Here is a 22,413-nt window from a genome sequence, read left to right on the forward strand (position 1 = left end):
ACACCGCGTTCCCCTTTACAATCCCCGCGGCCCCGCAAAGAAATCGGTGCTTCGCACTGCGTTCGCCTCCCGCCCCGCTGCCTTCGGTCGGTTTGACTCGACGTCCTGTCTCGACAAACCTCAGTCCGCCATCCCTGGCGGCCTGACCTTGTCATCGGGTCTTCGTCTCACCGATTTCAGCGGGGACTCAACCCCCTCGCTGCACGCGCTACGCCAACGGGTTACAAAGATGTCGCTATGGTTTTCGCCTTCTCTCAGGGTATGGGAGAAAGCGTTACCCCACCATCTCAAGGTAAATTCGGCGCAACAACTTCGTAATCTCTCCCGGCTTGCCGTCGCCGATTTGCTGACCGTCTACGCTTACCACCGGCCAGACAAAGGTGGTGGCTGAACTGATAAACACTTCGCTCGCCCGGCGCGCTTCTTCTGGCGTAAATAACCGCTCTTCAAACGTAATGCCGTGCTCTTCGCCCAGACGGAACAATGCCTTGCGGGTAATACCGTGCAAAATGTTATTGCTCAGCGGTCGGGTGACGATAGTTTTATCCGCCGTCACGATGTAACAGTTGCAGGAGCTGCCTTCGGTAATAAAGCCATCTTCCACCAGAAACGCATCATCCGCGCCGTTGGCCTCGGCCCAGGCTTTTGCCAGACACGGCGCCAGCAACTGCACGGTTTTAATATCCCGCCGTTGCCAGCGAATATCCGGGCAGGTCACCACGCGAATACCCTTACTGGCAGCAGGATGGTCGACAACCGCACGCGACTGGGTAAACAACACCAGTGTGGTGGGGGTCTGCGACGACGGAAAGTGAAAATCACGATCGCCACTGTTACCGCGCGTCAGTTGCAAATAGATCCCCCCTTCCGTAAGCCTGTTCTCCACGATCAGGCGCTGGTGGATCTCGCGCAGATCGTCTTCCGCCAGCGTCAGAGGTAAGCCCAGTTCACGGCAGGATCGCGCGAGCCGCGCAAAATGGCCAGCGAAGTCCACCAGCTTGCCGTTCACCACTGCTGTGACTTCATACACCGCGTCGGCAAATAAAAAACCACGATCAAAAACGGAAATTTTGGCCTCTTCTTCCGGCACATACTCCCCGTTGAGGTAAACCGTGCGTGACATGTCCATCTCCTTACATCATTACGCCACTAACCCCATAACGCCGGGGTCGGAGGAAAAAGTTCGCTGCCGTCGTAACGCAACCCATATTCACGATCTTCGGCCAGCAACAGTGGCCCGTCGAGATCGACCACACTCGCCTGCTGCGCCACCACCACGGCGGGCGCCATCGATAACGATGTGCTGACCATACAACCCACCATGATCTGCAAGCCAAGCCGCGTGGCCTCTTCCCGCACGCGCAGCGCCTCGGTTAATCCGCCGGTTTTATCCAGCTTAATATTCACCATCTCGTAGCACCCGGCGATAGCGCCAAGCGAGTCAAGATCATGGCAGGATTCATCGGCACACAGCGGCACCGGGTGCGGCAACTGAGCCAACACGGCGTCTTTGCCTGCCGGGAGCGGCTGTTCAATAAGCGTGACGCCAAGACGTGCCAGCTCGGGAGCCTGGCGCAGATAGATCGCCTCATCCCAGCCTTCGTTAGCATCCACAATCAGTCTGGCCTGCGGCGCACCTTCCCGCACGGCGCTCACACGGGCAATGTCCTCGTCATCGGCAAGCTTGAGTTTAAGTAGCGGACGCCAGGCGTTTTCCTGCGCCATCTGCTGCATACGCGCTGGCGTATCAAGGGACAGCGTGTACGCGGTATGTAAACTGTGTGGCGCGGGCAATGCGGCCTGCTGCCAGATGCTCTGCCCGGACGACTTACATTCCAGATCCCAGAACGCGCAATCCAGCGCATTACGCGCCGCCCCCGCAGGCAGTGCGCTTTGCAACTGCATACGCGTCATGCCAGCCGCCAACGCGGGGCGCAGGCGCTCGATTTGCGCGATAACGCTCGCAACCGATTCGCCATAACGCGCATAGGGCAGGCATTCGCCACGTCCGGTAAATCCCTGCAACTGGAGGGTGACGCTCACCACATCGGCTACAGTGCGACTCCCTCTGGCGATAGTGAACGCATGGCGTAATGGCCAGCGTTCATGGGCGATGGCAAGCTCCATTACAGTGCCGCCAGCTTATCAACAATCGCGCCCACGCCCTGGCGGAACGGATCCACCACCGGCAGGCCGTGACGTACTTCCAGTTCGGCCATCAGCGCCAGGGCATCAGCATCGCTCAGGGCGGAGGTATTCAAAGAGATCCCCACGAAACGGGCGTCCGGGTTGGTCAGTTGCGCCATCTTCAGGTTCAGCGCCATACAGTCGGCGATGTCAGGAATCGGATAGTCCACGCCACGCATATGGGTACGGGTCGGCTCATGGCACAGCACCAGCGCATCCGGCTGCGCGCCGTGAATCAGGCCAGTCGTCACGCCCGCGAAAGAGGGATGAAACAGCGATCCCTGTCCTTCAATAACATCCCAGTGATCGGCCTCGTTCGCCGGGGCGAGCGTTTCCACTGCGCCAGAGACAAAGTCGGAAACCACTGCGTCAACGCTGACACCCGCACCGCTAATCAGGATGCCGGTTTGCCCGGTGGCGCGAAAGGTGGCTTTGCCGCCGCGCGCCAGAATCTCTTTTTCAATGGCCAGCGCGGTATACATTTTGCCGCACGAGCAGTCAGTTCCCACTGGCAGCACGCGTTTACCACTACGTTTGCGCCCGCTGGCAACCGGGTATTGCTGCGTCGGATGGCGAACATCAAACAGATTGCGGCCCAAACGGTCGGCCAGCGCTTTCAACTCGGGGACATCGGCCAGTTTATTATGCAGGCCAGCCGCTAAATCCATTCCCTTTTCCAGCGCTGCACTCAGTACTGAAATCCACTCTTTTGAAATAATACCGCCACGGTTAGCAACACCCACCACCAGTGTTTTTGCGCCCGCTTTAACCGCAGCATCAATATCCATATCCGTTAATTGACAATCGGCATGGCAATTCGCCATACGGTACTGACCCACGCAATATTCCGGGTGCCACTGTTTAATCCCATCGGCAACTTTTGCTGCCAGTTGGTCATGCGCATCACCAAGAAAAAGCAGATAGGGCTTTTGGATATTCATTATTTATCCCCCTCAGGATAAGGCTAAAAATAAATTAACGCAGAAATAACATTTCTGAAAAATATTAAATAAAGGCTGACTGTTTATGCAGAATAACAAGGGTTTTATTATTGTCAACTGTCGCTATCACAGGCTTTATTTACCATGTTCATTGCGATTAGGCAGTGTTTTATTCTGATAAAGGAAACCCAGAAAACCCTTGTGAAAATATTAATCTTTAAATCCACCCCCTTCCTGAACTCAGACAATAAAAATATTTATCACAATGTGATCTCATCACTATTCATGCACCAATAAGGCGCAATGCACTATTTTAGCGATCCAAAACAGTGCTATTACACACGATAAATCTATAAGAAGAATGGATGAGAAAAATCCAATTAATGGATGTAAGGTGAATCCGTTATTGATGGAAATTGCCGCCAGAAATATCTCTGGAAAATCAAAAGGCCTGGCCATTAATTAATATTTCTTTCTTCCGACTTTCGTTTCTGATGGAAATATCAGGCTCGCGTTTACGGAAGAAGTCAGTACGACATGCAGCGCATTCCAGACGACGCGGCCGCGTGGTGCCAGGCGCATCAGTATCCAGTGTTACGCGGTGTTTGATGATTCAACATTCACAATTAACTGACGGACGGTGAGGTAACAATGAAGAGTTTTTGTGGGAAAGTCTCTTTAATGGCAGTACTGATTTCCGGCCTGGCTGGCGCGCACAGCGCACTGGCGGCAGAGATTAAAATCGGTGTGGTGCTGCCCCTGAGCGGACCGCTCAGCGGATATGGTCAGCCTTCACAGAAAGGCCTGGAACTGATTCAGAGCATCACCCCAACGCTGAAAAACGGCGACACCGTCAAGCTTATCGTGATTGACGATAAAAGTGACAAAGTCGAAGCCGCAAACGCCATGCAGCGCCTGGTCTCCAGCGACAAAGTGGACGCGGTGATCGGTGAAGTCACCTCCGGTAACACCCTGGCGATGGTCAAAATTGCGGATGACAGCAAAACGCCGCTGGTCTCCTCTACCGCAACCAACGACCGCGTCACCCGTAACCACCCTTATGTCAGCCGCGTCTGTTTCTCCGACAGTTTCCAGGGCGTGGTAGGCGCCAATCTGGCCTCACGCGATCTGAATGCGAAAACGGCAGCCATCGTCTTTGACAGCAGCAACGACTACTCTGTTGGCCTGGCCAAAGCCTTCCGCGCCCAGTTCCTGAAAAACGGCGGCACCATTCCTATCGAAGTCCAGGCGCCTGCGGGCAGCAAAGACTTTAAAGCGCAACTCTCCAGCGTGAAAGCCAAAAACGTCGACATGATCTACATGCCGATTTACTACACCGAAGGCGCGCTGATTGCCGTGCAGGCAAAACAGTTGGGCTTAAACAAACCGGTCGTCGGCGGCGATGGTCTGGCAGCGGATCCGGTGTTCTTTGATGTGGGTAAAGATGCGGTGAACGGCTACATGACCACCGACTACTACTCACCGAACGCCAAAGAGCAGACCCCGGCAGGCGAAACCTTTATTAAAGGCTGGGAAGATAAATTCAAATCGCCCACCCATACCTGGGGCGCAATGGCGGCTGATGCCTACAACGTGATCGTCAATGCGATGAATCAGTGTAGCGATCCACACGATCGCGTCTGCGTTAACGAGAAAATCCGCGCGACCAAAGACTTCCAGGGCGTAACCGGTACGTTAACCCTGAAAGACGGCGACGCCATTCGCAGCGCCGTGATTAACGAAGTGAAAGATGGTCAGCTGGCATTCAAAACTGTGGTGAATCCGTAAGCAGTAATAAGAGGTTATTAAACTAGATGGATGGCACCATATTTCTCCAGCAGGTCGTCAATGGCATGAGTCTGGGCGGCATGTACGCCCTGATCGCCATTGGCTATACCATGGTGTATGGGGTTCTGCGCCTGATTAACTTCGCGCATGCGGATGTCATGATGGTCGGTGCGTTTGCAACCCTGTTTCTTTTTTCTTCTATTGGGCTGCCCTTCGGGGTAGCCATTTTACTGACGCTCGGATTTTGCGGCTTGTTGGGGATGTTTATCGACCGGGTGGCCTATCGTCCACTGCGTCAGGCATCAAAAATCTCCATGTTGATCACCGCCATTGGCGTCAGCTTCTTCCTGGAAAACTTGTTTAACGTCCTCTTCGGCGGCAGCTCGCGTTTCTTTTCTGCTCCGGACTGGTTCAACAACACCCTGACCTTTGGTCACATCATCATCACTAACGTGGCGTGGGTCGTGCCGCTGATCACCGTGCTCCTGCTACTGGCGATCCTCTGGCTGCTCTACCGTACCCGTTATGGGATGGCGATCCGCGCGGTGGCATTTGACGTCAATACCGTGCGCCTGATGGGCATCGATGCGAACCGCATTATCTCGCTGGTGTTCGCCCTTGGCAGCAGCCTCGCCGCACTGGGCGGTGTCTTTTACTCCATCAGCTACCCGACTATCGATCCCTTGATGGGCGTGCTGATTGGCCTGAAAGCGTTTGCCGCCGCCGTGCTCGGTGGTATTGGCAGCGTCACCGGCGCGGTGCTGGGCGGGTTCATTCTCGGCTTTACCGAAGTGGTCGCTGTCGCGCTGTACCCCGAACTGGGGGGTTACAAAGACGCCTTCGCCTTTATGTTTTTGATTCTGGTCTTGTTGTTCCGCCCGGTGGGCATTATGGGTGACGAACGTCTGGAAAGGAGCCGCTTCTAATGTTTAACGCTTCAACCACTCTCGGCGCTCAGGGGCGAAACCTGGTCATTATTGTGCTCGCCATCGCGCTACTGGCCGGAATGAATCTGGTTTTCAACGATTACATTATTCGGGTTATCAGCACCGTATTTGTCTTTATGATCCTGGCGGTGAGCTACAACCTGATTAACGGCGTGACGGGCCAACTGTCACTGGAACCCAACGGTTTTGTTGCCGTGGGCGCCTATGTCACCGCGCTGTTTATTCTCTCTGGCGACAGCAAAGTCGAGATGTTCGAGATGGCCGCGCCAAGCCCGTTTATCCTGATGTTGCATACCAGTTTCTTACCGGCGCTGTTGATAAGCGGGGTGTGCGCCGCTTTCCTGGCGGTCTGCCTCGCGTTCCCCGTGTTCCGCGTACGCGGCGACTATCTGGCGATTGTGACCCTGGGTTTTGGTTTTATTATCAAGATCCTCGCTATCAATAATCCGCAAATCACCAACGGCGCAATTGGGCTAAATGATATTCCACAGCAGCCCCATCTGCTGTTCTGGTGCGGGCTGTTCGCCCTGGCGGCATCGGGGATGATCCTGCAACTGGTCTGGTCAAAGTATGGCCGCATGATGAAGGCGATTCGCGATGATGAAGACGCCGCCATCGCCATGGGGGTGAACACCTTTCGCATCAAAACCTGTGCGTTTGCCACCAGCGCCTTTTTCGAAGGCATCGGTGGCGGGTTGCTGGCCTCGCTGCTGACCACCATCGCGCCGGGATTGTTCGACTTTATGCTCACCTTTCAGTTGCTGATCATTATCGTGCTGGGCGGTCTGGGTAGTACCACGGGCGCCCTGCTCGGGACTATCGTGGTCGTGGGAAGCGGCGAATGGCTGCGTTTCCTTGACCAGCCGCTGACATTATTCGGCCACGATCTGGGCTCTTATCCGGGGCTGCGTATGGTGGTGTTCTCACTGCTGTTGCTGATCATAATGTTATTCGCCCGCGAAGGTCTGCTGGGCAAGAAAGAAGTGTGGCAAGTCCGCTTCGGGAGGCGCCGCCATGACGTCAAATAAAGCCATCCTTGAGGTGCAGGAAGTCGTCATGCAGTTCGGCGGCCTGCGCGCGATTGATAACGTCAGTTTTCACGTTGATGAAGCCGAAATCTTCGGGCTGATTGGTCCAAACGGCGCCGGGAAAACCACCCTGTTTAACGTTATCACCGCCAACTACAAACCAACCAATGGCAACGTGCTGCTGGATGGCAAATCAATCAAAGGGTTGAAGCCGAACAAGGTGGTGAACGCGGGGATTGCCCGTACGTTTCAGAACATCCGCCTGTTTAACTCAATGACCGTACTGGAAAACGTAATGGTCGGGCTGGATCACAGCAGCCACTATTCTCTGCTGGAGGCGGCGCTGCATATTGGTCGCTATTTCCCTGCCGAACGTGCCGCACGGGCGAAGGCGATGGCGCTACTGGATTATATCGGCATCGCCGAGTACGCCAATATGCAGGCCACCAATCTGAGCTATGGCAACCAGCGCAAAGTAGAGATTGCCCGCGCGCTGGCGACGGGGCCAAAACTGCTCTTGCTGGATGAGCCCGCCGCAGGGATGAACCCCAAAGAGACGGAGGATCTGGCCAGCCTGATTTTCCGCATGCGTAAGGATTATCAGCTAAGCGTGTTGTTAATTGAGCATGATATGCCGTTCGTGAACGCCCTGTGTGAACGCGTCATGGTACTGGAATATGGCAAACCGTTATTTAGCGGACTGATGTCCGACGCGATTCAACATCCGGAGGTGATCTCCGCCTACCTGGGGGACGTAGATTATGCTTAGCGCCCGTGAGCTAAAAGTGTTTTATGGCGTGATTCAGGGGCTGAAAGGCGTAGATATCGAGATCAACGACCGGGAAATTGTGACGTTGATTGGCAGCAACGGCGCGGGGAAAACCTCGACACTGAATGGTATCGTCAACCTGGTGCGCTCCACCGGAACGGTCAATTTTCTGAATGAGGATATCTCCCGCAGTCAGACGCACCACATCGTACGCAAAGGGCTGGCGCTGGTTCCGGAAGGGCGAAAAATTTTCACCAACCTGACCATCGAAGAGAACCTGCGGATGGGAGCCTATAACAATCTGGCGAATTTCCCCCATCTGCGTGACAGGATGTACAGCCTCTTTCCGCGGCTGAAAGAGCGGCGTAAACAGATGGCGGGAACAATGAGCGGCGGTGAACAGCAGATGCTCGCCATCGCCCGCGCGTTGATGAGCGAGCCGGTGTTATTGATGCTCGACGAGCCGAGTCTGGGTCTTGCGCCAAAAGTGGTGGGCGAGTTATTTGCCACCATCCGCCAGTTGCGTGAGGAGAACATCACCATCTTGTTGGTTGAGCAAAACGCCACGGCGGCGCTGCGGATTGCCGACCGGGCCTATGTGCTGGAAAACGGCAAGATAGTGCTCTCCGGCGAGGCAAAGGATGTGCTCGCCAACCCGGAAGTGAAGAAGATGTATCTGGGGGGATAAACCAGGTTCCCGGATGACGGCGCCATGCCGTGTCCGGGTTGCATCGTGGGTGGCGTTGGTTAGCATGGCATCTCTTTTCAGCGGCGATGGCTGCGGCCCTTCGGCGCAAAAAACCTTCTGTTTTCCGCATGATGAGTCGAAATATTGGTAGTTTTCCCTCCGGGAAATAGAACGTATATTGACGCAAATTCACCCATCTTGTTGTCGATACTATGCCCGTTCAATTTTCAACTTTACCCGTAACCTTAGGCGTCACGGGGCACCGCGATGTGCAGGATACAGAGCAACTTCTCACCCTGCTGGAGAGTGAAATCAGCGCGATTCAGGCACGCTACCCCCATTCACCGGTCATGGCCCTCTCTTCGCTGGCCGAAGGGGCTGACCGCCTGTTTGCCCGCGTGATCATGGAAAAAAGATTACCGCTGCACGTCGTGCTGCCTTTTGCCAAAGACGAGTACGAGCGTGACTTCGCCGCCACGGTGGCGGAATTTCGCGAGCTCTACGATTACGCCCACAAAACCGGCGGTATCTACTGTATCGACACAGTCATCCCCGGCTCTGAACCCATGATTTCCCTGGACCAAAACCCGCAGGGCTCCCTCTACCGCGACCTGCAATATGCCAAAGCCGGCATGTATCTGGCACAACGTTGTCACATCCTTTTCGCGCTGTGGGATGGCGAAAAAGCCAGGGGCTTAGGGGGCACCGCGCAGGTGGTTAACTTCCGCCGCGAAGGACGCATTCAGGATAATGACCTGGCCGCGTTGAATGCCAAATTGCCCGGCATCAAGCGCTATCTGGGGCAATCTAACCTGCTGGATGTACCGGACACGGGCCTGGTGTGCCACATCCACGTGCGCCGCAAAGCGGGAACCTACGCTGACGGCGCCACCTCCCCTTCGGTATCCTGGTATCCGCCGCTGCCGGTCAAAGGTCAGCCGGAGACGCCATCGATCCACGGCGAAGAGTCCTGGTACCGCAGCCTTGAGCGGCTCGATAAGCTTAATGCGCGTGTCGCTAAAGAAGATGACGCGAACGCCAGCCTCGGTACATCGCATCTCTGTCATGCCGCCTTTGCCCATATCGACAGGCTGGCAAATAAAGAGATGAAAGATATGCGCAAGGTGTACAACCTTATCTTTGGACTGGCCGCCGTCATGGCTCTGGTGGGTAACCGTGTGCCGGGCGATGGTGAGCACTGGGTTATTACCTCACTCAGCCTGTCTCTGCTTCTGCTGGTTCTGCTGTCCGTCGCGCTCAGCCGCGTCCACAGTTCACGCGCCAACCGTAATGCCACCGAGCTACGTGCGCTGTCGGAGGGGCTACGTGTACAGAATGTCTGGCGTCAGGCCGGGATCGCGCGCGCCGTTTCGCTGCACTACCTGCGCCGCAGCCATGACAATATCGCCTGGGTACGCCGGGCCATGCTGGCTGCGAGTATTTACCCACAAAGCGACGCCAGTACGCTGAAAACCGCGATTGACGGAGTGAAAGAGAGCTGGGTGCGCGATCAGAAAAATTACTTCGAAAAAAACGTGCATAAAAAAGAGCGCAAGCATCGCCTGGCAAAACGCATGGCCTTCGGACTGTTTATCTGCGGTATCGCCATCACGTCTGGGGTGCTGGCCTCCAGCCTGTGGGGGCTTACCGATGAGCACCTGGCGCATACGCTCCATTTCTGGAATATGGCGGGCGAGCACCTGGCGGAATTTTTGATCGCCTGCGCCGCACTTTGCGCCGCTTACGCGAAATTTCTTGGCTATGAAGAGGACATTGCGGACTACGAACGTTCTGCGGTGCTGTTCTCTACGGCGCTGGCGAAAATGGAATCCCATTCGCCGACGCCGGATACCGAAGACTTGCAGGAAACGTTGTATGCGCTCGGTATTGAAACCTTACAGGAAAATGCACGTTGGGTGGCGCGTACTACCGGACGTGATGTGGAAATTATTGGCGGCTAACCCCCCGCTTTCGTGAAGGAACAGCACTATGACCCAGGCGACGTTGCAGCGCGAAATCCGCGTATTTCTCTCCTCCACGTTTCGGGATATGGACGCCGAACGCCACTACCTGGTGACCCGCGTCTTCCCGGAGATCCGCCAGATCTGCTATCAGCGGATGATCAATTTCAGCGAAATCGATCTCCGCTGGGGAATAACCGAAGAGGCGGCTCATAATGGCCGCACGGTGCAAATCTGTCTTGAGGAGATTGAACGCTGCAGGTCGCTTGGCATTCCCCCCTTCTTTATCGGTTTCCTTGGCGAGCGTTATGGCTGGGTGCCCCAGGCTGACGATCTTGCCGCCTACTGGCAGCAATCTCCGGACCAGCGCTACGCCGGGCTGATTCGCGATGCACTGAAAGAAAATATCAGCGTCACGGAGCTGGAAATTCGCTTTGCGTTTCTGGCGCCACCGCCGGATGTCGTCCCCCTCTCTTCCGCCAGCACGCCGCGCGTACAGATGTTTTTGCGCGATCCAGCCGTCACCGCCGCTATGGCCAACGCTGACACACCGCAGGATGTCTGGTTTGATCGCCTGGCTGATGGCACGCCGGACAGTACGCGCACAGCACAACTGGCTTTGCTGAAACAGCGGCTGCGTCAGCATTTTGCGCAGACGATCGCTATCGACGGCTATGACAGCGTGGAGCAATTCGGCGAGGCGGTAAGGGCTTACCTGCTCAATGCCATCGATACGCTTTATCCAGCGCAACAGATGCCCGATCGCTGGCAGCAGCGCACCCACGAACATGCGCAGTTTGCCGCCGCTCGTCGCCGCGCCTATGTGCCGCTCACGGCGTTTCGCCAGCAGATAATCAGCGAACTCAACCAGGGCTGGATGGCTATCTCCCCGGCGCCCTGGCTGATAACCGCCCCTTCGGGGATGGGCAAAAGCGCCTTTTTAGCCGACTTAGAAAGCACGCTGCGGGAGAAAAACCGCCAGGCACCGATGCCGTGGGACGACGATTATGTGCCGCTTGAAATGAGCGAACTACTGAGCCAGGACGATAACTATCGCGTGTTCAGCCACTATATTGGCGCGGATGGCGACACGACGCTGGACAACTGGCGTAACCGGCTGTTCTGGTTTTTTGCCGAAGCGGGAGACGGCACAGAACCCGCCTCCGAGGAGCATCACGCCTGGCAGCAGGTGATGGACAGGCTGCAACGCTTCCGCCAGAACGAAAAGGCGACACTGGTCCTGATTCTGGATGCCATCAACCAGTTTGATAAGCCTGAGCTTGCGATTCATCGCCTGCAGCAACTTGAGTGGCCGTCACGCGTGCTGCTGGTATTAACCGCCACGCCAGAGGTGCAGTCATTCCTTGAGCAGCAAAAGATCGCATGGAAATGCCACCCGCTCCCGGCGCTGACGCAAGAAGAGCGCGGGTTGCTTTGTCAGGCAAGCCTGAGCCAGGTCAGTAAGTCTTTATCCGGGGATCTGACCGGACAGCTTATGGCCGCGCCCGCCTGCGACAATCCGCTGTTTATGCATCTGGTGTTAGAAGAACTCTGCCTGCATGGCCGCCACGAAGCGTTGCCGGAAAGACTCGCCGCGCTATTGGCCTGTACAGAACCTGGCGCCTTGTTTACCTCGGTGTTACAGGCGTCAGACCGCGATTTCAGTTTGCCAAAACTGGCGACCCGGGCCGCCTGCGCCATTGCGGCCTCTCGTCGCGGGCTGACCCATAGCGAACTGTCCCGCATTCTGGCGGTTTACCCTTCGCTGAAAGTCCCGGATGGCGAGTTAGTGCCGCTGCTCGCGCGACTTGCTCCGTATTGTCAGAACAGCAATGGTCGTCTGCGGTTATTACATAACACGCTCTATCAGGCACTACAGAGCAATGATGAAATGGAAAGCTGCCGGGAAGGTATTCTCAGAGAGTTCCAGGACAGCAGCGATTTTGCGCTGGCAGAACGAACCTGGCAGTGGCTGTCGCTCGGCGAGATCGATCCGGTCATACGCGAACTCTCTGAGGTCATGGCGGTGATCCGTTTGCACGAGATTGATCCAGCACTGTTACGCACGGTCTGGCAATTGAGCGGCATCTACGATGGGCGTCGCCTTGCCCCCCGGTTTGAACAGGCGTTTGAGTGGCGCGCCCCGGACCCGATGGCGATGCAAAGCCACCTGCCCGCGGCACTCGCCATCTTCACCTGGTTACGACAGAGTCGGGCGGAAAAGGCGGCAACGCAGTGGGCCGGGATGATTAAACCTTGCGTGGATGATGACACTACACCCCCCGGCCTCAAAGCGCATTTTTACAATACGCTCTCCGTTCTGGCGCAAAAAACCGCTAACCCCGCCCTGGCAAAAGAGGCCATGGAGCAGGTACTGGAAAATCTGTTTAATCCGGGCGAGGACGGAATGAAAATGCTGGCAGTAACCATGTCTAACATGGCGCAACAACTCAATGCGGCGGGCAAGCGTGAACAGGCGCTGGAGCTTTATCAAAAGGCAAAAGTAGCAGCCCTGCAGCCCCCGCGGGATCCTGCCGTTCTGGCCAACGTTATCATGCAAATCGCACAGATTAAGGCTCAAAGCGGCAACAGCGCCGAAACGGAACAGCATCTGCAGGAAGCGGTTGCCCTCATCGAACAGATGCCGCCGACGCCGCAGCGGCAAATCATGCTGTCATCGATGTATCAGGAGCTCGCCACCGTCTGGCTGATGGAAAAAGATTTTGCCCGCGCCGTCGAACTCTATGACCGCGCCATTGCAGCAGTACAAACGATCTACCGCAGCGACGCGAGCGAAATACGTAAGCTTGAGGAAAGTCGCAATCTGTTTTACCGCCTGGCCTGCGAGCACGGCCAGGCGGAGTAACCCCACTTAGTGAACAAGCTTATTCCAGGCACTGCGTAGCTTTTCTCCCACGCTACGCTTTGCCTCATTCTGCGCGCCCACAGGCGCCAGCGGTTCTGCCGCCGATTCCTGTGTACGAGATACCGGCTGCGCTGGCGTCCCGGATTGGGGCGCGACGGGCCATGCGGAGACATCGACCTTAATGGATGTCTGCCAGGACGGTGACGCCATACTGACCGGCGTTTGCCCCCCTTGTTTCTTACGCCCGGTGTTGTCCAGCACGCCTCTTGCCACCAGCCATTGAAACAGCTCATTTTTTTCCGCAGATCCATCAGACCACTGTGGCTCCACCAGGGTAAAGAGCGTGCGGTACAAGGTTTCCGCAACCGGATACTCAGCCAGAAAATAGTGCATTTCTGCTGCCTCTGCCACGGACTGTACCTTAAGCTCAACGTCGTCATGGTCATGCTCTACGCGAACCGACATAATGTGCAGCAGCAACGCTTTCGCTTCCTGATATTTCTGCAACGCTTTGTACGTGCACGCCAGATTACGCATAACCTTGAGCCTGTCGGCATTGTCCAGCGAGAGCTTGCCGTCCTGTAAAGAGAGCCATTTCTCCCAGGAGGCTGCCGCCTCATCCAGACGATCTTGCCCCAGATACAACATGCCCAGGTCATCAATTAGCCGTAACATCACCGGGCTATCAGGCCGACTCAGTTCAGACTGGGTAGTCAACATCGCTTCATACAGCGGGATCGCCTTTTCATGGCAATCACCCTCCATATAGAGGTTTGCCAGCGATTGCCGGGCGAACAACAGTTCTGCCTGGCTATCAGGGAGATGCGCAAGCAAAGAGACGGCTTCCCGCAGTTGAGCGGCAGCGTCCTCAAGACGTCCCATGGAATGATATAACTCCGCCATATAGAACAGCCCTGCAATGAAGTCAGGATGGCCCGGCGATAACGATTTACGCCGGATGTCCATCATCTGCGTAAACAACGGTTCGGCTTTCCCGGCCTCGCCCTGACGATAATAGAGCTCTCCCAAATCGTTGAGGCTTGTGGCGATATCGGGATGTTCCGGCGGCAGAACCCTCTGGCGCAAGGCCAGGACGTCAAGCAAAACAGGTTCGGCTTCGTCGTAACGCCCAAGCTCCATATAAAGGCCGCCAAGGCTGCGCGTTAAACCAATCAAATCGGGATTGTCGCGAGCCTGCAGACGCGTTCTTACCGCCAGCGATTTATGCAGTAAGGACTCCGCCTGTTCATATTCTTCCAGATGTTGATAGCACTCCCCCAGGCTCTGGGCGAGGTTGGCAAAATCGATACTGTTTTCGTTGCTCACCATTTGCAGCGCTTCCCGCAACAGCGGCTCTGCTTTCGCCGGCTGGCCCAGTGCACCGTAAATGCCGGCCAGGTTATTGAGTACGACGCCGATATCCGGATGTCCTGCTGGCAACATTTTGCGCATCAATGCCAGCGCATCCTGAAGCAGCGGTTCCGCTTTGTCATACTGTCCAAGCAGACGATAAAAAAGCGCCAGGCTATTAACCGTCCCCATGGTGTTGATCAGATTAACGGGCGTGGCTTTACGTACCATGACGACAGCCAGTTCACTCCAGCGCGCGCCCACCAGCCAGAACCCACGTTGCAGAAACCAGGCGCTTACCGCGTTCATTGCCGGCATAAACGCCACCTCAGCGCGCCAGGCACTCCAGTTTTCCACCAGCGCATGTAATAACAGCGAAAGGGAACTTCGTCCTGCGCCAAGGACCAGCATCGCCTGCGAGGCCAGCTCCGGATAGCTTTGCTGTAATGCGCAAAAGGCGTCGACATGCCCGAGGGTCTCCACCAGTTGCTCATAATTTTCCAGCGCCATCCACTGGTATGTGCGTTCGGCCACCGAAAACGCATCCCGTTGATTAAACCGGGCCACCAGCGCCCGCCGGGACGGGGACATCAACGGCGACAGCGCGGTCAGCGTTTGGGTGAAGATGGTATGTGTGATACGCAACCTGCCGTCTTCGTTCAGGCAAAACGGTGCGATACGCGCCAGTAAACGCAGCAAGGTCTGGTCGGCCATTTTCAGGGCTGACTGGTGCAGATGCGGCGCCAGCAGAACGGCCAAATCACTGTGCGAGACCCCGGCGCGGGAAGCGGCAATCAGCGTCGTTGCATGGCTGGCCAGGGAGTAGCCTTCACTGCGAAAATCCCGGTCGGTTTCATTTAACAGTGCGAGGAACAGTTGCCCCGCATCGTCATAAGTGAGTAATGCGCTCACCCGTTCCGCCAGTGAGTCATGATCCGCATGCAGGCGTAACTCTTCCATCACCAGACGCAAAAAGAGCGCGTTACCGCAGGCGGGGGCGGTAACCAGTTGCCCGATTAATGTCTCCGGCAACTTCTTGCTGTACTGACGCAAAAACAGAGTAATGGCTTCGCGGCGATGATCTTCGGTCAATTCCGGGAAGGGCAGCGTCGACCATGCTTCCGGTAGCGGTTCTGTTGAGGTCACCACCAGCAATGTGCCCGGTAAGAAGCGCAGGTTGTTGAGGCGACGCATCCCCGCGTCCTGAGGCGAAAACTGGTTAATGGCATCCAGCAGCAGAATGAGGGGCTTGCCCATCTGTACCTGGGCGGTGCTCACCCGTTCCGCGAACGCCGCCCAGCGCGCGTCGTCTTCGGTGGGAACATCAAGTGTAGCGGGTAGATAAGGTGTGAGCGCCTGTAGTACCCGCTCACGCCAGCTTTCCGGCGTGTTATCGCCGTCCGCGCCAACAAAATGGGCTATCACCCACGCCTTGCTGAAGGCCTCTGAGGTCATCAGATCGGCCATAAACGCACTTTTCCCCCGCCCGGAATCGCCAATCAGCGCCAGACGGTTCCGGGGATCGCGCGCCTGTTCCTCGTCCGGAGGCAAAGCACTCAGCGTCTCCTGCACCCACGTCTCAACCTGATGTTTAAAGGCGACCAACGGGACATAATTCTCACGCCGGGAAAGCGCATAACATTGTTGCGCATGTAATCTGAGCTGCCGCTCATCCGGCACATCATCGCGAGGGAAGTGGGCATCCAGTTCGGCAGATAAAAAATCGAGGATCTGCTGACCAAACTCGCTGATCGCCTGGTAACCATCGACACCGATACACTCCGCGCGCGTCTCTCTGATTGCGCTTTTCAGTGCCGCAAGTTTGTCGCGGGCGTCTGCTGTACTTTCATAGAAGGTGGCCGTTTCTTTCCCGGCAAGAGAGGCCGTTAAATCCGGGTGGCGAAAATAGAGCTGGACCCGCTGCCTGCTGACACCTTCTCCATCGTCCATAAACCCAAAGCGCATCTCCAGTTCGGTAACGCTGATACCTTCTGCCAGCGCCGCTTCGATACGTCTGGCATAGGGGTTTTCAGACTGCGCGACCTGGCACCAGTAATTTTCCAGTTCGTGGCGCTGTGGTACCCAACCGTAACGTTCACCGATAAAACCAATAAAGAACGGCGAAATGCCCAGCGCGCGGCAGCGGGCAATCTCTTCGAGGCAGATTTGCACCGTCTGTCCGTTATGCGCATCTTCTTCGGTAATCCCCCAGCGCAGGTCAATCTCGCTAAATACCACCTGACGTTCCAGGCACTGTTGCCGAAACAGGGGGAAAACGCGGGTCAGTAATTCATGACGCTCGTTTTCCATATCCCGAAAGGTGGAAGACAAAAACAGGCGAATCTGGCGAGGCTGACTGGCTGACGTTGGCATTAGCGATGTTCCATGTGGTTGGTCGGTTGCGGTAATGCATACAAAACCGGAGCGACTGGCGCTCCGGCGTTCAGGTTTTACAGCGTATCTTTGGTTAAATCACGCGTTGACGTTTCTGGCGCACGCCAGGCGGCCCAGGCGGCCACCAGCGCCGCTATGACCACATAACAGGCAACCAACGTCCAGTTGTTGTTATCCAGCGCCGTGAGTCCCCTGGCGATAAACGGCGTAAAGCCGCCCGCCACAATGGCGCCCAATTGCGCGCCAATGGAAGCCCCGCTGTAACGCACTTTTGGCCCGAACAGTTCCGTAAAAAAAGAGGGCTGCACGGCGTTTATCGCATTATGGGCGATGTTAATCAGCAGCACATACCCCGTAACCATCAGCGCGAAAGAGCCGCTTTCCAGTAACCAAAAGAACGGAAACGCCATGGCCGCTGCAGATAACGCGCCGAAAATATAGACCGGACGGCGGCCAACCTTGTCAGAAATAGCGCCGAAAATCACATGCATCGGGAAAGCCAGCATGCAGGTTGCCATTACGACGCTGAGCATGGTTTGTTTATCCACGCCCAGCGTTCCCGTCGCATAAGAGACAGCAAACACCGTACACATAAAGAACGGAACACTTTCCGCAAAACGCAACATCATAATCAGCAAAATGCTGCGCCACGCCTGGCGGACAACGTGTATAACCGGGCTTTCCTGTTTTTGCACCGGCTTGTTTTTCTTTTCCAGTTCTTGCTTACGTTGCACATGCTGGAAAACGGGCGTTTCATCCAGACGGCGGCGCATATACAGCCCGACCAGCACCAGAACGACACTCAGCATAAACGGAACACGCCAGCCCCAGGAAAGCAGGTGATCTTCCGGCAGCAACATCACCAGCGCAAAGATCCCCGTTGCCAGTAACTGGCCGGAGAAACCACCGGTCTGTGGAATTGAACCCAATACGCCGCGACGGTTAGCGGGTGCGCTTTCCACCACCATCAGCATGGCGCCGCCCCATTCGCCGCCGACCAGGAATCCCTGCACAAAGCGCAACAAAACCAACAGAATGGGCGCCCAGATGCCGATAGTCTCGTACGATGGCAGACAACCAATCAGAAAGGTGGCGGCCCCCATTCCCCCCAGGGTAATAAGCAACGTGATTTTACGTCCCAGGGTATCGCCCATGTGGCCAAAGAAAATGCCGCCCAGAGGCCGGGCAATAAAACCAACGCCAAAGGTTGCAAAAGAAGCCAGCAGTGCGGCAAGCGGGCTAATATTGGGAAAGAAGATTTTGCCGAACACCAGCGCGCTTGCCAGACCATAAAGCAAAAAATCGTAATATTCGATGGTGTTCCCCACCCAGCTTGAGATAACCACCCGGCGAATGTTCGCTTTATCTAAATCCAGCTTTGGCGCTGCGGGCATTTCAAGAGAAATTGACATGACGCTAACCTTATTTTCTTCGTCAAAACGTATTGCCACCGTCTGTCGCCGCCTTACTGTGGGCAATATGCCATTGTTACAGGTAATACGTTACCGCCTGACCTCACGCACTATCAGGCAAGCTGGAGCTCACAGTAAATAATGTTCTGACGATTCCAGGTGTAGGTCAGGTGCAACGTGTTACCTTCACTCACGATCGCCGGATAGGAGAACTCCCCCTCTTCACTTTCCAAATCCAGTGAAGACGACCAGCTTTCGCCATTATCCCCGGATACAGACAGGGAGAGCGGGAAGCGCTGCCCCCAGTTACCGCTAACAGGATTGCAGACCAGTACCAGTTTATTCCCGTCTGCCATCACCAGATCAATACCGCTGTTATTATTGGGCAACGCGGTGGCATAGGCCGCACACCAGGTTTTCCCGTTATCAACAGAATCACTGCGGTACAGCCAACCGCGCGTGCTGCGCATTAGCATATGAATATGGCCCGGAGAAGATTCCCATAATGAAGGCTGGATAACGCCGTCCCAGCGTAAAACGCGGCTCAGGTCATTTTCCCATAAGGCTTCGTCTTTTAACCCCTGCCATAAATGGCTGTGCCGGGCGCTGGCGCTATCATAATGCTCAAGTGGAACCGGCGAAAAATGCCAGCTTTTGCCGTTATCGTCAGAACGATCAACGAAGGCGTCCCAGTGCCGATCATCTTCAATGGAACCTGCCGCAATCCAGGTCCCGTCAGCCGCTAACAGAATTTTATTTTTGACCGGTCCGCGCGGCAGCGCATCGCCGTTAACCAGTTCAGCGGGTTCACTCCAGCTCACCCCGCCATCGGTCGATTTCACATAGCGGGTTTTCCAGACGTGTACACCGGAGCCGACTTTATAAAACAGCCACAGTCCGTCAGGCGCGTTGAATAAAACGGGATTCCAGTGTGCGAGTCCATCACAAGCAACGGTGCGCTGCGGGGAGTGCCAGCGCCCCTTTTCCCGGCGCGCCAGCCAGATAGCCGTATCGCCGCTACCCTCTTTTTGCCCGGCAAACCAGGCCACGAGCAGGTCGCCTTCGGGTAAGACCACCAGCGTCGATGCGTGACACTGGCGAAAATCAACGCCGTATTCTGGTATCAGACGTTGCTGTGAGATAAGCGCTAAAGACATAACACTCCCAGGGTATCGGACTCTGTTTCTTTTTTGCCATACCGAACGGCGTTAGCTATAACCTCGCGACGACATTATTCGCGGGCAATCGACCAGACGACCATGTTCATCAATTTAACGTAAGTGATGAAATATCGAAACGAGGGTCCGGATTCGGTGACAGCGCGGCGGGTATGTTATTACAGCAGAGGTAGTGCTGTTAACTTAAATAACCGACTATTTATCCGTTTTGACGGGTGAGATGAACAAGCACATTTTCAGGAAATGATGGGTGCATTTACCAATAATAATTCTTAAGCGTAAGCGCCAGCATTACAACGGCGGTTATTTTTGCTGTCGGTTGCCGCCGCTTATTCTGCATTTCCCCTATAATTCCCTCGCGCAAATGACGCTATAATACACACCGCATTTCCCGGCGAAATATTAGCGGATGCAAAGCAAAGCGCGTCAGGAGGCGTTGGTGTGAGGAAAAATCGCCCGCAGAATAAAATGCCGTGTTGAGCCGATTCTGACAATCATCAAGTACAAAGACAGCCACGCAGGGAGCGCCGCCAATGAAAAAGTATTCTTACCCGTTTTTGTTTACTCTCGCCACTGCCGCTGTGGCGGCGATTTTTGGCTTTTTTGTCTGGCGCAACATGGTTTATCGCCCTACGTTCATGTCCCATACGACCTGTCGATATATGGTGATGACCTCGCTTGCAGCGACAGTACTCGCCTGTTTTGCCCTACGAAAACGTTTTGCCGCGAATATCCGTACACGCAAGGAATATCTCAAAGCCTGGTGCGGTATGGCTCTGGCAATGGTGTCTGTGTTTTCCGCGCTCTTCACCACACTCATCTGGCTGCTACCCGGTGTGGAATCGTCCTACATCGCCCCTTATAGCTACAGCGCTGGCGGCTCACGAAGCTGTCCAGGGGCCGACGTCTATGACCGCGAACTTGATAAAGAAATCCGCATCTGCGGGCCCTCCGGCAATCTCTATTCTGATCGCACTGTGCGGGTGGTAAAGCGGTCTAACGCGCTGGGTATGGTGGTGACAGACGCGACCACACAGCCCTGATGTCCCTGCTGTGCATCACCCTATTTACCGTTGGTGACAAAATGGCAATGGGTGAGGAAATATTGCGGGTTTAACCGGGGCGCAACTGCGCGTAGCATGATGAAACATCAGCATATATTTACTGAATAAATGCATTATTCAACATTGTCCTGAAAGGAATGCGTTATGACCCCGCCCACCGTGACCTCGCATCAGATCGGCGATTTTCAGGTTACCGTCCTGAGCGATGGCAATATGTCCGCCAGCCTGGAACTGCTAAAGGGCATCACTCCATCAGATGCCGGTCAAATCCAGCACGAGGCGGGTATAACCGCACCCGGCAACATTCACATTAATGGTTACCTCATCCGTGGTCTGGGAAAAACGCTGCTGGTGGATAGTGGGACCGGTGGCTGGAACAATGTCGAAGGCTTGCTCGGAGAAAACCTGCGCACGCTTGGCATCAGCCCGGATGAGATCGATGCGGTGCTGTTGACTCACTGCCACCCGGACCATATCGGCGGCCTGCTTGATGCCGATGGCAAGCCGGTTTATCCGCGTGCGGCGATATATCTACACCCTCTTGAAGCAGACTACTGGCTGGACGATGGCAAGCTCGGGCAGGCCAGCGAACGGGCGCAGCGTAACTTCGCGATGGCGCGTCGTATGCTGGCAGCGTGCGCGCAGCAGATTCATTACCTGGATGAAAATACCCATATCGCGGGTATCCATCCGGTCTGGCTTCCGGGGCATACGCCGGGCCATACCGGCTACCGGATTGATTCGCAGGGAGAGACTCTGCTTTTCTGGGGGGATATTGTTCACTTCCCGCATATTCAGTGCGCGCATCCTGATGTGACCATCGCTTTTGACCTCGATCCGGTACAGGCGCAAGCCACGCGCGAGAAGATCCTCGCGCAAGCCGCCAGCGAAAAATGGCTGGTTGCCGGGATGCACTTTGCTCTGCCGGGCTTTGCTCATATTGTGCCGCAAGAGGAGGGCTATCGGCTCGTTTACCCGACAGCTGACTCGCAATGATAGCTTCCCTGTTCTTTGTAGCAGTGGCGCAGGGAACCTATTTTTCGACAACGTTATTTGTTCTGATAGCGCACGGGATGGAAGGATATTACGTCTTCATCCCCTTGATAAAACCTCTCTGACACGTGGGAAAAACACCATGAAAAACTGGCTTGTGGCGCTACTTAGCGCGGCACTGCTCTCTCCCCTGGCCGCATCGGCTGACAGCACTTACGTTTTCTTTCGTCACGGCGAAAAACCGGACAACAACAGCGGGCAGCTCACCTGCAAAGGGTTGAACCGGGCGCTCACTCTTCCTTCGGTCTTGCTCAAGCGCTACGGTAACCCGGACGCGTTATATGCCTCTGCGCCAAAAGAGAAAAAAACCGGCAGCTCGCTACGCCCACTCACGACCATCACGCCGCTGGCGATTCAGGTGTCCAAACCGGTGGTGCTGCGTTTCCATGCTGATGACACCCAGGAACTGGTTTCCGCCCTGCTGGCGCAGCAAAACCAGCCCCTGACCTTTATTTCCTGGGAACACAAAAATCTGGTCACCGCAGCGCGAACCCTGATTACTCAAACGGGTGGCGACGCCTCACAGGTTCCTTCATGGCCCTCTGCGGACTTTGATTCGATTTTTGTGGTTCAGCTTGACGCGCAGCAGCATTTTAAATCCTTTAGCCGTGATGCCGAAGGGCTGAATGACGTCTCCAGCCAGTGTCCTGCCCCGGCGCAATAATGGTGATGACAGGAAATAGCGAGGGAAAGGATAACCTCGTTATTCCTTTTAAAATGCTGATGTTTCTTTTACAGGAACAATAATATGCGATAAAAATGCGCGAAAGCAGAAGAGTAGTGCTAT

16 protein-coding genes are annotated in these 22,413 nt (G+C 55.4%); 10 read left to right on the forward strand and 6 right to left on the reverse strand.

Annotated elements, in window-relative coordinates; all coding sequences use genetic code 11:
* Nucleotides 1-274: 274 nt before the first annotated feature.
* Genes L2097_RS14235 through dgcN form a run of 3 tightly spaced genes read right to left on the reverse strand, consistent with a single transcriptional unit; the run spans nucleotide 275 to nucleotide 3,128 of the window.
* Complete coding sequence (locus tag L2097_RS14235) at nucleotides 275-1,123, reverse strand: D-amino-acid transaminase (protein WP_142516470.1); 849 nt, start codon at nucleotides 1,121-1,123, stop codon at nucleotides 275-277.
* 26 nt (nucleotides 1,124-1,149) lie between these two features.
* The gene (gene dgcA / locus L2097_RS14240) at nucleotides 1,150-2,127 is read right to left on the reverse strand and encodes an N-acetyl-D-Glu racemase DgcA (RefSeq protein WP_250353070.1); all 978 of its coding nucleotides are present in this window, start codon (nucleotides 2,125-2,127) and stop codon (nucleotides 1,150-1,152) included.
* Nucleotides 2,127-3,128 (reverse strand): N-acetyltransferase DgcN, encoded by a 1,002-nt coding sequence (gene dgcN / locus L2097_RS14245; protein WP_103280340.1) that lies wholly within the window; start codon nucleotides 3,126-3,128, stop codon nucleotides 2,127-2,129. The genes dgcA and dgcN overlap by 1 nt, the downstream gene beginning before the upstream one ends.
* A 651-nt stretch (nucleotides 3,129-3,779) precedes the next feature.
* On the opposite strand from dgcN, the gene L2097_RS14250 reads away from it, so the two are divergent.
* The 7 genes from L2097_RS14250 (at nucleotide 3,780) to L2097_RS14280 (ending at nucleotide 13,175) form a co-directional block, all read left to right on the forward strand.
* A complete protein-coding gene (locus L2097_RS14250; protein ID WP_047371669.1) occupies nucleotides 3,780-4,916 on the forward strand; it encodes an ABC transporter substrate-binding protein in 1,137 nt (378 codons plus the stop codon).
* 26 nt (nucleotides 4,917-4,942) lie between these two features.
* The gene (locus L2097_RS14255; protein WP_047371670.1) at nucleotides 4,943-5,842 is read left to right on the forward strand and encodes a branched-chain amino acid ABC transporter permease; all 900 of its coding nucleotides are present in this window, start codon (nucleotides 4,943-4,945) and stop codon (nucleotides 5,840-5,842) included.
* A complete protein-coding gene (locus L2097_RS14260; RefSeq protein ID WP_085006173.1) occupies nucleotides 5,842-6,891 on the forward strand; it encodes a branched-chain amino acid ABC transporter permease in 1,050 nt (349 codons plus the stop codon). The genes L2097_RS14255 and L2097_RS14260 overlap by 1 nt, the downstream gene beginning before the upstream one ends.
* Nucleotides 6,878-7,660, forward strand: coding sequence for an ABC transporter ATP-binding protein (locus L2097_RS14265; RefSeq protein ID WP_047371672.1), 783 nt, complete (start codon nucleotides 6,878-6,880; stop codon nucleotides 7,658-7,660). Before L2097_RS14260 ends, L2097_RS14265 begins: the two co-directional genes overlap by 14 nt.
* Nucleotides 7,653-8,348, forward strand: coding sequence for an ABC transporter ATP-binding protein (locus L2097_RS14270; protein WP_047371673.1), 696 nt, complete (start codon nucleotides 7,653-7,655; stop codon nucleotides 8,346-8,348). The genes L2097_RS14265 and L2097_RS14270 overlap by 8 nt, the downstream gene beginning before the upstream one ends.
* Nucleotides 8,349-8,617: 269 nt before the next feature.
* Nucleotides 8,618-10,309 carry a hypothetical protein gene (locus tag L2097_RS14275; RefSeq protein WP_250353071.1) on the forward strand — a complete coding sequence of 564 codons (1,692 nt, stop codon included), beginning with the start codon at nucleotides 8,618-8,620 and terminating at the stop codon, nucleotides 10,307-10,309.
* Nucleotides 10,310-10,337: 28 nt separating this feature from the next.
* The gene (locus tag L2097_RS14280; RefSeq protein WP_250353072.1) at nucleotides 10,338-13,175 is read left to right on the forward strand and encodes a DUF4062 domain-containing protein; all 2,838 of its coding nucleotides are present in this window, start codon (nucleotides 10,338-10,340) and stop codon (nucleotides 13,173-13,175) included.
* A gap of 6 nt (nucleotides 13,176-13,181) precedes the next feature.
* On the opposite strand, the gene L2097_RS14285 is transcribed toward L2097_RS14280, so the two are convergent.
* From L2097_RS14285 to L2097_RS14295, 3 genes are all read right to left on the reverse strand, one after another.
* A complete protein-coding gene (locus L2097_RS14285) occupies nucleotides 13,182-16,898 on the reverse strand; it encodes a tetratricopeptide repeat protein (RefSeq protein WP_250353073.1) in 3,717 nt (1,238 codons plus the stop codon).
* A gap of 77 nt (nucleotides 16,899-16,975) precedes the next feature.
* Nucleotides 16,976-18,331: an MFS transporter gene (locus tag L2097_RS14290; RefSeq protein WP_502799300.1), complete on the reverse strand. Its 1,356-nt coding sequence runs from the start codon at nucleotides 18,329-18,331 to the stop codon at nucleotides 16,976-16,978.
* Nucleotides 18,332-18,444: 113 nt separating this feature from the next.
* Nucleotides 18,445-19,488: a sialidase family protein gene (locus tag L2097_RS14295; protein ID WP_250353074.1), complete on the reverse strand. Its 1,044-nt coding sequence runs from the start codon at nucleotides 19,486-19,488 to the stop codon at nucleotides 18,445-18,447.
* Between the two features lie 554 nt (nucleotides 19,489-20,042).
* Between L2097_RS14295 and L2097_RS14300 the strand changes: the two genes are divergently transcribed.
* The 3 genes from L2097_RS14300 to L2097_RS14310 all read left to right on the forward strand — a co-directional run bounded on the left by L2097_RS14300 (nucleotide 20,043) and on the right by L2097_RS14310 (nucleotide 22,290).
* Nucleotides 20,043-20,552 (forward strand): hypothetical protein, encoded by a 510-nt coding sequence (locus tag L2097_RS14300; RefSeq protein ID WP_250353075.1) that lies wholly within the window; start codon nucleotides 20,043-20,045, stop codon nucleotides 20,550-20,552.
* 165 nt (nucleotides 20,553-20,717) lie between these two features.
* Nucleotides 20,718-21,569, forward strand: a complete 852-nt coding sequence (locus tag L2097_RS14305) for an MBL fold metallo-hydrolase (protein WP_250353076.1) — start codon at nucleotides 20,718-20,720, stop codon at nucleotides 21,567-21,569.
* A gap of 139 nt (nucleotides 21,570-21,708) precedes the next feature.
* Nucleotides 21,709-22,290, forward strand: a complete 582-nt coding sequence (locus L2097_RS14310) for a histidine phosphatase family protein (protein WP_250353077.1) — start codon at nucleotides 21,709-21,711, stop codon at nucleotides 22,288-22,290.
* The last annotated feature ends 123 nt before the right edge of the window (nucleotides 22,291-22,413 follow it).

The organism is Citrobacter sp. MNAZ 1397 (assembly GCF_023613995.1).
GTDB lineage: Bacteria > Pseudomonadota > Gammaproteobacteria > Enterobacterales > Enterobacteriaceae > Phytobacter > Phytobacter ursingii.

What these genes read in the sequence shown, in the direction of transcription:
- L2097_RS14270 (WP_047371673.1), top strand. Translation starts at nt 7,653, where the DNA reads ATGCTTAGCGCCCGTGAGCTAAAAGTGTTTTATGGCGTGATTCAGGGG.
- L2097_RS14290 (WP_502799300.1), bottom strand. Translation starts at nt 18,331, where the DNA reads ATGTCAATTTCTCTTGAAATGCCCGCAGCGCCAAAGCTGGATTTAGAT.
- dgcN (WP_103280340.1), bottom strand. Translation starts at nt 3,128, where the DNA reads ATGAATATCCAAAAGCCCTATCTGCTTTTTCTTGGTGATGCGCATGAC.
- L2097_RS14300 (WP_250353075.1), top strand. Translation starts at nt 20,043, where the DNA reads ATGAAAAAGTATTCTTACCCGTTTTTGTTTACTCTCGCCACTGCCGCT.
- L2097_RS14280 (WP_250353072.1), top strand. Translation starts at nt 10,338, where the DNA reads ATGACCCAGGCGACGTTGCAGCGCGAAATCCGCGTATTTCTCTCCTCC.
- L2097_RS14250 (WP_047371669.1), top strand. Translation starts at nt 3,780, where the DNA reads ATGAAGAGTTTTTGTGGGAAAGTCTCTTTAATGGCAGTACTGATTTCC.
- L2097_RS14235 (WP_142516470.1), bottom strand. Translation starts at nt 1,123, where the DNA reads ATGTCACGCACGGTTTACCTCAACGGGGAGTATGTGCCGGAAGAAGAG.
- L2097_RS14255 (WP_047371670.1), top strand. Translation starts at nt 4,943, where the DNA reads ATGGATGGCACCATATTTCTCCAGCAGGTCGTCAATGGCATGAGTCTG.
- L2097_RS14305 (WP_250353076.1), top strand. Translation starts at nt 20,718, where the DNA reads ATGACCCCGCCCACCGTGACCTCGCATCAGATCGGCGATTTTCAGGTT.
- dgcA (WP_250353070.1), bottom strand. Translation starts at nt 2,127, where the DNA reads ATGGAGCTTGCCATCGCCCATGAACGCTGGCCATTACGCCATGCGTTC.
- L2097_RS14265 (WP_047371672.1), top strand. Translation starts at nt 6,878, where the DNA reads ATGACGTCAAATAAAGCCATCCTTGAGGTGCAGGAAGTCGTCATGCAG.
- L2097_RS14295 (WP_250353074.1), bottom strand. Translation starts at nt 19,488, where the DNA reads ATGTCTTTAGCGCTTATCTCACAGCAACGTCTGATACCAGAATACGGC.
- L2097_RS14310 (WP_250353077.1), top strand. Translation starts at nt 21,709, where the DNA reads ATGAAAAACTGGCTTGTGGCGCTACTTAGCGCGGCACTGCTCTCTCCC.
- L2097_RS14260 (WP_085006173.1), top strand. Translation starts at nt 5,842, where the DNA reads ATGTTTAACGCTTCAACCACTCTCGGCGCTCAGGGGCGAAACCTGGTC.
- L2097_RS14285 (WP_250353073.1), bottom strand. Translation starts at nt 16,898, where the DNA reads ATGCCAACGTCAGCCAGTCAGCCTCGCCAGATTCGCCTGTTTTTGTCT.